Genomic DNA, 13,569 nt, shown 5'->3' on the forward strand with positions numbered 1-13,569 from the left:
ACTATGAGTCAAGACAGATCTTTTATTAAAAGTGGTCGAAACACCATAATTCACAAAGACAGAAAACTAGATTTAGTGATTGTTAATGGTGAGGAACATCCTCGAATTAAAGTAACAGCAAATGGCCTTGAACCATTTAAAGAAGAGCTGCCAAAAAACCGCCGTGATGCAAAAGAGCGCTACTTAGATATGGTTTATATTGCAAGTCCAGATGTATTTAGCGAGGAAAAACAGTTGTTGTTTATTCAATCCTTAGATGGCCGCGAATATAAAGTAGATTACAGTAAAGTTGGCACTAAGTTATTTGTTCGTATTCATCAAGATAGCTATTTATAATTTATAATGGCACTTTTTTTGCTTCACAGTCTTATTAGATAATTTTAAGACACAAAGGTGCTTAGTATGAGAGCAATTTCGTTAATACCACTTATGGCATGCTTGCTTTTGGCTGCATGTGGAGGGGGAGACGGTGCTGATAACAGTGATATTAAAACGTCAGTATTTGCAGGTGACGATCTCCAAGTTGTAGAAAAATCGGAGTTTACTATTTCTGCAAAAGGCTCTCCTGCAGATGGTACTTTTACTTGGCAGCGTGTAAGCGGTCCTATTATAGATGTGTTTCCGCTTGAAGGGGCTGAACAAACCATCACTGCACCGGATGTAAAATCTGATAGTGAATTGGTCTTAAGAGTAAGCTATCAAACGCCAGATGGTAGTTTAGTGAATGACGACTTGAGTGTTTTCATTTCCTCTAATAATCAGCTTCCTCTTGCTGTTGTTACTCAAGTTGCTCCTGCAAACTTACCCTCAGTTTATAAAGATACTGTAACCCTTAGTGGTTTAACTTCCACAGACCCCGATGAAAATGGCGAAATTAGTAGTTACTTGTGGCAATTATTATCTGGGCCTGATTTAACAATTGATAGCTATACCAATCCAACGCTTAGTTTTCCTCATCCATTATTAGAAAATAACACCAACTTAAAATGGCAACTCACCGTAACGGATGATGAGGGCGGGGTATCTGCATCACAATTTGATATGACTCTCAATAAAACAGCCCAAGTGATTATTGCAGATGCGGGTGTTGACCAAACTGTAGAAGAGTTCGATAAAGTTATTTTAGATGCGACGGCAAGCGAAGCGGCAACTCAGACTTACCAATGTAGGTGGCAACAACTTACCGGAAATACCGAAGCTCTTCTTGAACCGCAGTCATGTACTGCCAGCTTCTTTGCCTCTGATATTGATTTAAATGCAACCCTTAGCTTTGAAGTACAAGTTATGGACTTAAAAGGGCGCACCGACACAGATACCGTATTTATTGATGTAACACCTAAAGCGCTTGGGTTAATAAACGATACCGGAGTAGGTGAGTGTTATAATAATACTCAACGTATTAATTGTAATAATGATGAGTTCCCAGCTCAAGATGCTGATCTTGGGCGTGATAGTTTTGCCAATCGTTTAGGTAAAGTGGGTAAAGGGAATTTGGCTTTTGATTACACAAAACTTAATGAGTTTGCCGATGAGCTTCTTGATGATGCGTCGAACTTTAGCTGTATTCGCGATAATACTACCGGCCTTGTTTGGGAAGTGAAAAGTCCTTATTCCGGTGTGTTACCAAATACCTCACTGCGTGATGGACAAAACCGCTATATTTGGCAAGGGACTGTCAATAGTGGCGATGTAACGGGTAGTGCTAATACTACGTGCCCAAATAATACTGATTGTGGATTGCAAACCTATATAGATGAAGTTAACGCGCTTGATTTTTGTGGTGGCAGTAATTGGCGTTTACCCACTTATTCTGAGCTGTTAGGTTTAATCGACTACGGTAAACAAGGGCAAAATGTATTGATAGATACTGCATTTTTCCCTAATACACCATCGACTAATAGTGTAGGGCATTTACGCTACTGGACTTCACAGACCGCGGTTGATGGTGCCAGTTTATCTCAGGCTTACACTATCGATATGATGGATGGCAACGATTTAGCCTATCCAAAAGATAATACCGCTTACGTGCGCTTAGTTAGAAATCGTTAAGGTGATTATTATGAAATTAATTAAAGTCTCTATGTTATTAGCCTTGGGATTGAGCCAGTCACTTGCAGCGCAGCAGTGTTATGAAGAAGTTGCGACTAGCGATGATACCGACCGATTTGTGATTAATATTGATGGCACTGTGTCAGATACTAAAACAGGGCTGATGTGGCAACGCTGTAATTATGGCCAAGTTTATAATAGCGAAACAACTAGCTGCGATGGTGATACTCAGCCACTAAATTGGCAAGCTTCACTTAAAGGCGCAGTTAATGACAGCACAGCAGATTATAACGACTGGCAAGTACCAAGTATTAAAGAGTTAGCCAGTATAGTAGATCACCGTTGTACCGATCCAAGTATTAATGCGGATATTTTTTTAGCAACGCAGTCGCAAAATTATTGGTCTAACACCTCAGGTATTAGCAATATAAATTCGGCATGGGTTTATCAATTTTCCAGTGGTTTAAATAGCTTACATGCTAAAACAAGTAACGTATATTTACGCCTAGTACGCTATGAGAAGTAGTTAATTAATGTATTAGCGAATCTAAAAATGCGCTTTTATTTAGTTTAGCCTTTTTATTTACACTATTTTAATAATAAAGCCTGGTTGTAGTTGTCACCCAGGCTATTTTTTTGCCATTATAGGCCGTGAATTAACGACCAAGGACTATAAAGGTGTATTTAAGCTATTTTGGTTTACAAGAAAAGCCATTCTCAATTTCGCCTAACCCCCATTACTTATTTTTAAGTGAACGCCACAAAGAAGCATTAGCACACCTTACTTATGGGTTAGGTGAAGACGGTGGTTTTGTGCTGTTAACAGGTGAAGTGGGTACGGGTAAAACCACCATAACGCGTAGTATGTTAGAGCGACTGCCTGAAAATACCCAAGTAGCAATGATCCATAATCCTGCGTTATCAGAACTTGAACTGTTAGCCAGTATTTGCGATGAATTACAAATAACTTACGACGCCAAAAATGCAACCCTGAAAAGTTTAACGGATGTCATTAAAAAGCACCTTGAGTTTAATAATAAAGCGGGGGGGCATACTATTTTGATTATTGATGAAGCACAATTGCTTGCCCCTGGTGTGCTAGAACAACTTCGCTTATTAACCAATATTGAAACGGATCATAAAAAGTTATTACAAATAGTATTAGTAGGGCAGCCTGAGTTACAGGTACTTCTAAAGCGAAATGAGTTAAGGCAGCTGGCACAGCGTATTACTGCCAGATATCACTTGTTAGCACTAACACCAGGGCAAACCATTGCTTATATTCAACATCGGCTGCATATTGCAGGTTGTGACAAGAAAATATTTTCAATGGAAGCAATGCAAATGGTGCATCAGCTCACAGGCGGTGTGCCACGATTAATGAATCTGGTGTGTGAACGCGCATTAGTAGGGGCATTTTCGAAACAACAAGAAATTGTTGGCAGTGATATTGTTAAACAAGCGGCGAGTGAATCTTTACCTATCGACTTTATTGTTACAAATAATAAGGTGAGTAAAACAGGTTCGATTTGGCCTTATAGCGCTGCTGCGTTAATGCTTTTTGGTGCAGGAATTGGCCTGTCTTTTATTTTTTAGTTAGGTGATTCATGTCTTATTTATTAGATGCGTTAAAGCAGTCAAAGCACGATACCATGAGCGCTGAGCAATATGACTTGCAAGCGCAACAATTAAAACAACAACGCCAGTTGATGACCTATCGTCGAATTAGTTTTTTACTCGCAGGAAGTTTATTGGCAACGGGTATATTGGCCAGTGGCTTCTTTGTCGGCAAGTGGGCGCAACAAGAAAATGTAACCGTTAAAAATGAGCCTGTTCAAAATGACCTTAGTCAAAAAGAGTCAGGGGTTGTAGAAAAATCAACAACAAATGCAGAGGAAGTACAAAGAACGGTTGCTCAAACAGTAACAACTCCTCAAGCGCCCATTGTAACAGCTGCGCCTAACAATTCTGTGCCGCTGGCAGGGCAGTTGGTTTATGTACAAACCCCAACGGGTGTACAGCAAATGTTGCTGACGCCACAAGGACAATATTTACCTATGAGCGTTAATCAAGCGTCTCAAGGGCAAACGCAAAATTTCTCGACGCAGAATAACGCTTCATCTAGTTTTCAATCACCGAGCAGCCAACCGCAAAGTGTCCCAACTCAATCAGCGAAAAGAACACTTACTGCAGATGAGTTGAGTAAATATAAGGTGTTAGGTAAACCACTTAATCAAAATGTGCCTGCGCAGCCAGAGTCAAATGATGAACTTGATACGGTTCCCGACACACTGAAAAATGCGTTTGCGCAAGCCGTTAATAGCACAGAAACAACAGCCGACTATGAAGTAACTCAAGGCTCTCGCCTTTCATCACGAGTACAGCCTGTTGAGCTACTTCCTGATGGCTTACAAAGTATGTTACCAAGTATTAAGTATCAGGCGCACATTTATTCTTCAGCTGCGGATAAACGCTGGATAAAGATCAATGGCAGAGAGCTATATGAAGGGGAGTCTATTGGTGCGTTGAAGCTGTTAGAAATAGCGCCAGATCAGAGCGTACTTGATTTCGATGGTTATGAATTTAGCTTAAAAGCCTTGCAAGATTGGCCACAATAGTGGCCAATTAACTAAAGATAGAGTGCTTATAAAAGCCTTCTAAATCTATATTATATTCTTTGGGTTTTATTGCTGATTCAAGCGTGTCTTGCGTTCTTTTGTTTGATAAGTCAACGTCTTGAACTTCAGTGTAACGCCCATGTTTTGCATTAAAAAACGTTTTTACTACTGGCTTTAATGGTGTTGCAGGATTGCTTTGAGTAACGAGTCCCACCTTTTGGCTTGAGAGTTTTACCAGTGTGCCCACAGGGTGAATACCAATGCACTGAATAAACTTATTAAGTAGCACCCCATCAAAGCTATCTGGGCAGCCTTGCTTTAAAATTTTAAATGCTCTAATTGGCTCCATGCCTGCTTTATAAACCCGTTCAGCGGTTAATGCATCATAAACATCAACAATAGACGCCATACGAACGTACTGGCTTATTTCATCGCCTTGTTTGCCAAAGGGATAGCCTTTGCCATCTAAACGCTCGTGATGCATACCTGCAATATCTACGGCAATCCCCGTTAATCCTGCGTCTTCTAGTATCTCTTTACTAAAGAGCGCATGATTTTGCATCACTTTGAATTCTTCGTCCGTGTAACGACCTGGTTTGTTGAGAATAGCATCAGGGATTTTTATTTTTCCCATATCATGTAAAAGAGCGCCAGTGGCAAGTTCTTCAATAATTGCTTTTTCAATACCGAGATGTTTGGCAAAAATACTCATTAAAATAGACACATTTATCGAGTGCTCTAACAAATAGGCGTCTTTTTGGCGCATTTGTGTAATGCACGCTAGAGCATCTTGATTTCTAAATACGGAGTCAATAAACCCACTAGCCAGTTCTTTAAAAGGCGCAACATCAACAGTACGCCCAGACTCTATATCGCCAAAAGCTTTGGTTTGCAGGTTTTTTGCTTCATCGTAAAGCTTTTTAGCTTTACTCATTTCTTGCTCAGCACTGTGGGTAATTAACCAAGGATCGCGCTTTTTGATTTCGTGCTGAGTAGGTGAGGTTGCTTGTGTTTCAGGTGCTTCAGATTCGAGCATTTTATCAGGGTCGATTTCAACCTCTAAAATTCCTGATTTTATTAATTTATCAATTCCACTTTGAGTTTTAACCCAGCCTTGGTTTTTTATTCTAATGCTACCAGTTTGTTTAACAACTTTTTGTACAAACATACCAGGCTTTAGCTGTGAAGTAGGAATGATTTTCAAAGTGAACTCTAATTAACAGTTATTATTTTTTAAATTAACAAATAAATGCGTAGATAGGAATAAAAAAGGCATCAAATAGATGCCTTTATTTAGATTAATGCATTAATTGCTATTCATCATCTTCAACAAGGGTCATCAACGAGGTGTTACCGCCTGATGCCGTCGTGTCTATACTGATTGTTTTTTCAGTAATTAAGCGCTTAATTAGCGTGTCGTAATACTCAGAGCTGATCACTGGTAGTATTGCGCCTTTACGTTGTGCAAGCTGTTGGCTGAAGTAGCCTAAGCGAGAAGAACGTGCAGCAACTACCGCACCGGCTAGGTGAGGATGCGCCAATATCGCTTGTAATTGATTTGGTTTAGCTACTTGGAAAACACCTTCAGCAACGCCAGTCGCAATAAACTTATCTCTAAAAGCAACCGCTTCATCATAAAATATTTCAGATGCTACCGTTATTACCGTGTTACCAGCAGCAAGCGCGGTAATAATCGATAGTGCCCAAAAGTTAAATGAGGTGCTCTTATCTGCGTAACATACTACACAGCCGCGTGCTTCAAGGTGAAGAGTGTTTGACTCACCCGTTGGCCCCGGTAAGGTTGTATATTTGCGCATGTGCTTTTCTAAGCGGTTTAACTGAGCACGTGCATCGGCAAGCGTTAACGCTAAATCGTCTGCAAGATCATCAATAATTTCAACGGTTGCTACTTTCGCTAATAACTGACGCACCGCAGAAACACGATCATTCAGTGGTGTTGCACGCCAAATTTTTTCATCGCGCATAGAGTTAACCATTAGCTTTTCTACTTGCTCATTTGCGCCACTGTAGTGGTGTAAATCAAGCTCGTCTGGCGTTAGGTTAGTCATTTGTACGTTATCTGGTGATGCTTTTTCTTTAATTAAGCGTTGTAGGTAGTTTGGTCCACCGGCTTTAGGGCCAGTACCCGATAGTCCACGGCCACCAAATGGTTGCACGCCAACAATCGCACCAATCATATTACGGTTTACGTAAACATTACCTGCGCGCGACATTTTAGCTAGGTGTTCACAGCGCTCTTCAATACGAGAATGAATACCCATTGTTAAGCCGTAACCGGTGTTGTTAATTTGGTCGACAACACTATCAAGCTCACTCGCTTTAAAGCGGATCACATGTACACACGGGCCAAATACTTCACGTTTTAATACCGACAAGTCTTTGATTTCGTATAAACGTGGTGCAAAGAAAAATGCGCCATTTTCGCTGTTATCAGGAATTTTACACTCGTAGTGAAGTGTTGCATTACCTTTTAGGTATTCAACATGAGCATTAAGTGTTTTCAGCGCTTTTTCATCAATTACAGGGCCTACGTCTGTAGAGAGTAATGATGGGTCGCCAATATGTAACTCAGCAAGTGCGCCTTTGATCATATCGATAATGCCATCAGCAACATCTTCTTGAATAAAGAGCACGCGTAATGCCGAACAACGTTGACCGGCACTTTGGAAACCAGAACTGATAACATCATCAACAACTTGCTCAGGAAGCGCTGTTGAGTCAACAATCATACAGTTTTGACCGCCAGTTTCTGCAATTAAAGGTACTTGAATATCGTTACGTGCAGCTAATGTTTGCGAAATAAGCGTGCCCGTTTCAGTTGAACCTGTAAACATAACAGCTTGAATGCGCTCATCTGGCACAATGGTTTTACCTACTTCGCTACCGCGAGCAATCACAGGCTGTACAACGTGCTCAGGTAAACCAACAGAAAGCATTAATTCAATAGCGCGTAGGGCAATTAAGCTCGTCTGTTCTGCAGGTTTTGCAATTACAGTGTTACCCGTAACGATAGCAGCTGCAACTTGACCTAAGAAAATAGCGAGTGGGAAGTTCCATGGGCTAATACATAAAATCACACCACGAGCTTCAAAGCGCTCATCTTGAGCAAGCTCTTCAGCACGGGCAGCGTAGTAACGACAAAAATCAACCGCTTCGCGTACTTCATCAATACCATCTTGTGCCACTTTACCTGCTTCTTTGATACAGATAGCAACAAGTTCATCATGATGACGCTCTAAAATATCAGCAACGCGACGCAATAAATTAGCGCGCTCTTTTACTGGCGTTTGTGACCATGATTCAAAAGCGGTTTCAGCGTTGGCTAGCAACACTTTCATTTCATCGCTATTTTGTAATTTCACATGGCCAATAATTTCTTTATGGTTTGCTGGGTTTTTAACTGCCAGCGCGCCCTCTGGTACTTGGCTTTCTTCAATTAAGTGCTCTTCAAACCAAGTGTCTAAATTTTCTTTAAACGGGGTTATCACGTTAATATCAGTTAAATCCATACCCTTTGAGTTGGCACGTTCTTCACCGTATAAATCAATTGGCATTTTTATTTGCGTGTTGTACTTATTACGTAATCCTTGCAGTGTTTCAACAGGATCTGGTAATAATGCTTCAACCGGTTGAGTGGTATCTACAATAGCATTTACAAAAGATGAGTTAGCACCATTTTCTAGTAAACGACGAACAAGGTAAGCAAGTAGGTCTTCGTGCTGGCCTACTGGTGCGTATACACGACACTGGATTTTTTCTTCATTAACGATTTGGTCAAATAAAGATTCACCCATACCGTGCAGACGTTGGAATTCAAAACCTTGGTTATCACCTTTCGCTACTTCTAAAATAGTCGCTGCAGTATAGGCGTTGTGTGTTGCAAATTGCGGGTAAAGCACATCTCGTGCTTCAAGCATTTTAATCGCACATGCTTTGTATGACACATCTGTGGTTGCTTTACGGGTAAATACCGGGAAGAAGTCTAAACCATCTTGTTGCGTGGTTTTGATTTCGGTATCCCAGTATGCGCCTTTTACTAAACGCACCATCATTTTACGACCCACACGGGTTGCTAGGTCTGTTAGCCATTCAATAACAAAAATAGCGCGTTTTTGATACGCCTGAACCGCTAAACCAAAACCTTGCCAATCGCCAAGGTCGTCATCGCTAAATACCGCTTCAATAACATCGAGAGAAATATCCAAACGGTCTGCTTCTTCAGCATCAACAGTAAAACCGATGTCGTATTTTTTAGCGGCAAGAGCAAGTTCTTTTAGTTTTGGAACGATTTCTTCCATCACGCGCTCTTTATGAGTAAATTCATAACGCGGATGAATAGCCGATAACTTTACAGAAATACCTGGGCTTTTAATCGGGCCACGACCATTCGCCGCTTTACCGATAGCATGAATCGCATTCATGTAGCTGTCGAAATAACGCTTAGCGTCTTTCATTGTGCGAGCGCCTTCACCTAGCATATCGTATGAATATACATAGCCTTTTTGCTCTTTTTCAGCCGCGCGCTCAATTGCTTCGTTAATGGTACGACCCATTACGAATTGCTTACCCATTATCTTCATCGCAAAGTTCACAGACTTACGAATAACTGGCTCGCCTAAACGACCAATTGTTTTTTTAAGTATGCCAAACTGCTGCTCTTTCGTTTTGTCGTTATAGTTAACCATTTTACCGGTTACTAGTAATCCCCAAGACGAGGCATTAACGAATAAAGAATCACTACTACCTAAGTGAGAGCTCCAATCGCCATTTGCTAATTTATCACGTATTAATGTTTCTTGAGTTGCTTTATCTGGAACGCGAAGCAATGCTTCGGCTAAACACATTAATACCACACCTTCTTCACTCGATAGTGAAAATTCATTTAATAGCGCATCAACACCGCTTTGACCATCTTGGTCTTTACGAATGTTTAAAACTATTTGGCGAGCTCTTTCCCATGCACGGCTTCGTGCTTTAACACCGACTTCTGCAAGTGGTAAAATGTGATCAATAACCGCATTTTCATCAATACGGTAAAAGTCACGGATCTTCTGTCTGATCGGACAAGTCGTTGTTAAATCGCCATTGAATAACATAAGCAACCCTCAGGAGTGTTAAGACTTAGGATAATTGTTAATTACCGCTAAATGTTGTTGGTGTAAAGCGTGCATTCTAATTAAAATCCAGCAGAATATGCTGGTTAATTTCGCCGTTTTACGATAATTTACAGGGCATATTATTAACTTATCCATATAAAATACTGATATGACTAATCCGAATAGATTACGCCTGCTTGATCGTATCGATATATCAATTTTAGACGTTTTGCAGCGCAATGGTAGAATTTCAAATGTTAACCTCGCAAAGCAGGTGAATTTAAGCCCCAGTCCCTGTTTAGATAGGGTTAAACGTTTAGAGCAAGAGGGCTATATTGAAGGGTATTTCGCTAAGTTAAGTGAGGAAAAACTTAATCAAAGCTTAGTGGCCCATGTGCAGGTATCATTAGTTACCTCAAATACAGCCGTATTTAAAGTATTTCGTGAACACATTCTTAAAATTAAGCAGGTTGTTGAGTGTGATATGGTAGCGGGTGGTTATGACTATTTATTAAAAATTCGCGTTTCCAACATGGACGAATACAGAGAAGTATTAGGTGATTTGGTTGATATTCCGGGAGTGGGCACACACCACACTTACATGGTAATAGAAAAAATCAAACAAGACCCTGGGCTTCGTTTAGATATATAACGCAGGTATTTTTTAAAGATAAAATATAGCAGGCATAAAAAAAGCATCATATGATGCTTTTTTTATGCCTGCTATATTAAGTTAAGCTTATGCCCAACCTTCATAGCGTTTTCTTCGTGATAACACGATAGTTAAGATAATCCCTAAGAACAAACCTAAAAATGCAATGGCTCCACCGTAAGTAAGTAACTGGCGTTTTTCTTTAGCACTGGTTGCTTGTTTTAGTTGTTGTTCTTGAGAAAGCTCACCTTGTAACTGAGTAATTTGTGCTAATAGTTGCGCGTTTTGTTCGGTTAACTGTGTGTTTTGCTCTTGCAGCTCAGGTAACTCAACTTGCGCTTGGCGAAGTCTATTTTGCATAGTGCTTATTTCATTATTGAGGGCTTGGTATTGTTGTTTTAAACCCGCTGATTCACTAATGAATTTAGCTTCTACCCAGCCTTCACGATCTTTATCATCTTTAACTTTTATAAAGCCATTTTGTTCATCAGATAATAAAGTGAGTTGTGTACCTGCATCTATTGAACCAAGTAAGCGATAGTCTTTACTGGCACCTGAGCGCATGAAAGTATACAAATTATCGATTATATAAGCTGTTTTAGCATTAGTCGGCGACGTTGATTGAGCTTCCTCTGCTTGGCTCATAAACGGGGCGGCTGTTAAAAGCAGCCATAGTAAACAGTGTTTTAGCATTTATCTACCTTGTTAATCTAGCAGTGTCCGTTGTGAACGTGATTTTTATTTCGCATAAGTATATAGATAGTATGGATTTAATAGTTTAATAGCAAGACAGATATTGTAACCAGAGCATTTTGCTTGCGTGTTTATGACTAAAAAATTTGCAATATAGGGCTGCTTTGTTTATTTTGAGCACTTATTAATTTTAAGGGTAATCCGCAAGCCTAATGGATACTGAGATAGAACTGAAATTTTTGGTATCAGATGACGTCATTCCACTGATCCCCTCACTAATTACTCAATTTGCAAAAACAGTCACAAACAAACCTTCTAAAAGTTTGCAAAATGCTTATTATGATACACCAAGCAGAGAGTTAAGAGCACTCGATATTGGCTTTAGAACGCGTTGTACAGACGAGCGCTGTGAGCAAACAATTAAGCTAGCAGGAGAAGTGGTCGGGGGCTTACATCAGCGCCCAGAATACAATCTTCCAATAGAAACAAACCGACCAAATCTAATGGCGTTTGATTCATCAATTTGGCCTCACGGTATGCAAATTGATGCCATATCACAAAATCTATACCCTATTTTTAGTACTAATTTTATTCGCCGTAAGTGGTTAATAGAAACCTCAAATGGTGCCAAAATTGAAGTGGTATTAGATAAAGGTGAAATTGCTGCGTCAGGTAAGGTAGAAATCATCAGCGAGCTTGAAATCGAGCTGGTTGAAGGTAGTCGTGAGGAGCTATTTGCTTTTGCAGATATATTAGTGAGCCAAAACAGCATTCGTTTAGGGCTCTATTCAAAAGCAGCAAGAGGCTATCGCCTTGCGGATGAAACACCGCTACAACCAAGTAAATCAATCGGCTTTGTTAAACTTAATAAGCAAGTCACTCAAGAGCAAGCTCTTATTGAAGCTATGGGGTTTGGAATTCGCTTTGTGCAAAAACACGAGCAATGCTACTTCGATAAGCCGAGCTTAAAAACATTAAAGCGGGTAACCGATGGCATTAGTTTAATTAGACACAATTTTTGGTTGTTTGACGATATTGTTAGTAAAGAAAGTACCGATCACCTCAGAACAGAGCTAAAGTGGTTATTAAGTGAATTAGCATGGGTTGAAAATGCGATTCAGTTAAAAACTTATACCTCTAAGCGCCATGCTTTTTATAAAAAAATAAATAGTGCTCCTGCGTTAACGCAAGTTATAAACGATTTAAAAGAGTTACAGCCGAGCATTGACGATATTTTTTCGCTTTTTCATAGTGCCCGCTACAACCGTTTATTGCTGAGCTTAACAACGTGGCTGATAAATAAGCAGTGGCGTAAAGATTGGAGCCAAGCAGAGCTTCAAAATGCAGAGCAACCTATTTTAGATATTGCTCATCGCTTATTTGATAAAGATTGGAAAAACTTACACCGTTTACTCCCTAAAGAGCAAAGCTTAGCAGGTAATGATTACTTAAACTTTCGCACTCAATTAGAAAATAGCTTACTCAGTGGTAATTGTTTAGGCGCACTGTTTAATAAAGATGAGCGATTAGAATTTAGGCTCCCTTGGCTGGATATTTCTCATGGGATGTATGAGTTAAGCACGCTTGATTATTTAAAACAGCTGTGTGGCGGGCAAGAAGATGCTCAACTGGCAAAAATACAACTATGGTTAGAACAAAAATCTGACTTTTTAGTTAGTGCCATGGAGCAAAGTCGACACGCCTCATTTGATACAGAACCCTATTGGCTTTAATGGCTAAGCACTTTTGTAGCCGGATTTTGCTGCAAAAGTGCATGATTTTTTCACTTTTGTGTTTTGCTACCAATGTGTGTTCACAGCCATCTTGGCAACTTTACGAAAGTAAACAAGGGGTAAGTGTTTATTTTCAGCGTTTAACTGATGATACCTTGAAAATGAAAGCTGAAACGGTGGTTAACAATGTCACCGCAGAGGATTTAGTTGCTTTACTTAGTGATACCGATACAGCTCCTAGCTGGATAGAAAATATTACTAAGGTCACGTTACTCAAAAGTTTAAGCCCTTCAGAAAATCTTGTTTATAGTTATATTGACTCCCCGTGGCCTGTTAGCAATAGAGATGTGATTACTTATTCGTGCTATACAAGGGTGAGTTCGTTGCAAACGCAGCTTAGTATTCACGCGCGCCCAGATTTTTTACCTAAAACTAAAGGGGTAATAAGAATAAGCACCTTAGATGCAATGTGGCTGTTAACTCAGCAGGCGAAAAATTTGCACATTAGTTATCAGGTATATGCGTTACCAGGCGGTAAGATACCCACGTGGTTAAATAATCGGATCGCCCTAAAAAGCACCCTTAAGACGCTAATAAATCTTGCTGAAATACTCACTACTAAGCAGTACATAGCAAAGCCAACCGTTATTCGCACCGGTAATTGCACACATACCGAACCGCCGCAGTTATAAACAAAAAAGTGACCT

General features: G+C 40.0%; 11 protein-coding genes. 8 read left to right on the top strand and 3 right to left on the bottom strand.

The genetic code is table 11. The annotated features are described in order from the left end of the window. Positions 1 to 3: 3 nt before the first annotated feature. The 5 genes from AC0VZ5_RS04000 (at position 4) to AC0VZ5_RS04020 (ending at position 4,667) form a co-directional block, all read left to right on the top strand. Complete coding sequence (locus AC0VZ5_RS04000; protein WP_010391054.1) at positions 4 to 336, top strand: hypothetical protein; 333 nt, start codon at positions 4 to 6, stop codon at positions 334 to 336. A 66-nt stretch (positions 337 to 402) separates the two neighbouring features. Then, positions 403 to 2,049, top strand: coding sequence for an Lcl C-terminal domain-containing protein (locus AC0VZ5_RS04005; RefSeq protein WP_475474384.1), 1,647 nt, complete (start codon positions 403 to 405; stop codon positions 2,047 to 2,049). A 10-nt stretch (positions 2,050 to 2,059) separates the two neighbouring features. Then, entirely contained in the window at positions 2,060 to 2,575 is a 516-nt protein-coding gene (locus tag AC0VZ5_RS04010; RefSeq protein WP_178955333.1) for an Lcl C-terminal domain-containing protein, read from the top strand. A gap of 152 nt (positions 2,576 to 2,727) precedes the next feature. Then, complete coding sequence (locus tag AC0VZ5_RS04015) at positions 2,728 to 3,645, top strand: ExeA family protein (RefSeq protein WP_475474385.1); 918 nt, start codon at positions 2,728 to 2,730, stop codon at positions 3,643 to 3,645. An 11-nt stretch (positions 3,646 to 3,656) separates the two neighbouring features. After that, positions 3,657 to 4,667: a general secretion pathway protein GspB gene (locus AC0VZ5_RS04020; protein ID WP_475474386.1), complete on the top strand. Its 1,011-nt coding sequence runs from the start codon at positions 3,657 to 3,659 to the stop codon at positions 4,665 to 4,667. Between the two features lie 7 nt (positions 4,668 to 4,674). Here AC0VZ5_RS04020 and AC0VZ5_RS04025 read toward each other — a convergent pair whose 3' ends face one another. Together AC0VZ5_RS04025 and putA are read right to left on the bottom strand one after the other, a co-directional pair. Continuing rightward, positions 4,675 to 5,871, bottom strand: coding sequence for an HD-GYP domain-containing protein (locus AC0VZ5_RS04025; protein WP_198522338.1), 1,197 nt, complete (start codon positions 5,869 to 5,871; stop codon positions 4,675 to 4,677). Between the two features lie 109 nt (positions 5,872 to 5,980). After that, positions 5,981 to 9,784 (bottom strand): bifunctional proline dehydrogenase/L-glutamate gamma-semialdehyde dehydrogenase PutA, encoded by a 3,804-nt coding sequence (gene putA, locus AC0VZ5_RS04030; protein ID WP_138605655.1) that lies wholly within the window; start codon positions 9,782 to 9,784, stop codon positions 5,981 to 5,983. A gap of 169 nt (positions 9,785 to 9,953) precedes the next feature. Here putA and AC0VZ5_RS04035 point away from each other — a divergent pair, with 169 nt between their 5' ends. Further along, positions 9,954 to 10,436: a winged helix-turn-helix transcriptional regulator gene (locus AC0VZ5_RS04035; protein ID WP_010391063.1), complete on the top strand. Its 483-nt coding sequence runs from the start codon at positions 9,954 to 9,956 to the stop codon at positions 10,434 to 10,436. An 87-nt stretch (positions 10,437 to 10,523) separates the two neighbouring features. Here the strand turns inward: AC0VZ5_RS04035 and AC0VZ5_RS04040 are convergent, their stop codons facing one another. Further along, the gene (locus tag AC0VZ5_RS04040; RefSeq protein WP_290170669.1) at positions 10,524 to 11,129 is read right to left on the bottom strand and encodes a TIGR04211 family SH3 domain-containing protein; all 606 of its coding nucleotides are present in this window, start codon (positions 11,127 to 11,129) and stop codon (positions 10,524 to 10,526) included. Positions 11,130 to 11,341: 212 nt separating this feature from the next. Here AC0VZ5_RS04040 and AC0VZ5_RS04045 point away from each other — a divergent pair, with 212 nt between their 5' ends. Together AC0VZ5_RS04045 and AC0VZ5_RS04050 are read left to right on the top strand one after the other, a co-directional pair. After that, positions 11,342 to 12,862 carry a CYTH and CHAD domain-containing protein gene (locus tag AC0VZ5_RS04045; protein ID WP_475474387.1) on the top strand — a complete coding sequence of 507 codons (1,521 nt, stop codon included), beginning with the start codon at positions 11,342 to 11,344 and terminating at the stop codon, positions 12,860 to 12,862. After that, on the top strand, positions 12,862 to 13,554 hold the full coding sequence (locus AC0VZ5_RS04050; protein ID WP_475474388.1) for an START domain-containing protein: 693 nt from the start codon (positions 12,862 to 12,864) through the stop codon (positions 13,552 to 13,554). The genes AC0VZ5_RS04045 and AC0VZ5_RS04050 overlap by 1 nt, the downstream gene beginning before the upstream one ends. Positions 13,555 to 13,569: the final 15 nt, after the last annotated feature.

Source organism: Pseudoalteromonas sp. QJM3NY_12 (assembly GCF_056173165.1).

Excerpts from the sequence above, each read along its gene's own strand:
- AC0VZ5_RS04005 (WP_475474384.1), top strand. The coding sequence starts at position 403 with ATGAGAGCAATTTCGTTAATACCACTTATGGCATGCTTGCTTTTGGCT.
- putA (WP_138605655.1), bottom strand. The coding sequence starts at position 9,784 with ATGTTATTCAATGGCGATTTAACAACGACTTGTCCGATCAGACAGAAG.
- AC0VZ5_RS04035 (WP_010391063.1), top strand. The coding sequence starts at position 9,954 with ATGACTAATCCGAATAGATTACGCCTGCTTGATCGTATCGATATATCA.
- AC0VZ5_RS04050 (WP_475474388.1), top strand. The coding sequence starts at position 12,862 with ATGGCTAAGCACTTTTGTAGCCGGATTTTGCTGCAAAAGTGCATGATT.
- AC0VZ5_RS04040 (WP_290170669.1), bottom strand. The coding sequence starts at position 11,129 with ATGCTAAAACACTGTTTACTATGGCTGCTTTTAACAGCCGCCCCGTTT.
- AC0VZ5_RS04045 (WP_475474387.1), top strand. The coding sequence starts at position 11,342 with ATGGATACTGAGATAGAACTGAAATTTTTGGTATCAGATGACGTCATT.
- AC0VZ5_RS04010 (WP_178955333.1), top strand. The coding sequence starts at position 2,060 with ATGAAATTAATTAAAGTCTCTATGTTATTAGCCTTGGGATTGAGCCAG.
- AC0VZ5_RS04000 (WP_010391054.1), top strand. The coding sequence starts at position 4 with ATGAGTCAAGACAGATCTTTTATTAAAAGTGGTCGAAACACCATAATT.
- AC0VZ5_RS04020 (WP_475474386.1), top strand. The coding sequence starts at position 3,657 with ATGTCTTATTTATTAGATGCGTTAAAGCAGTCAAAGCACGATACCATG.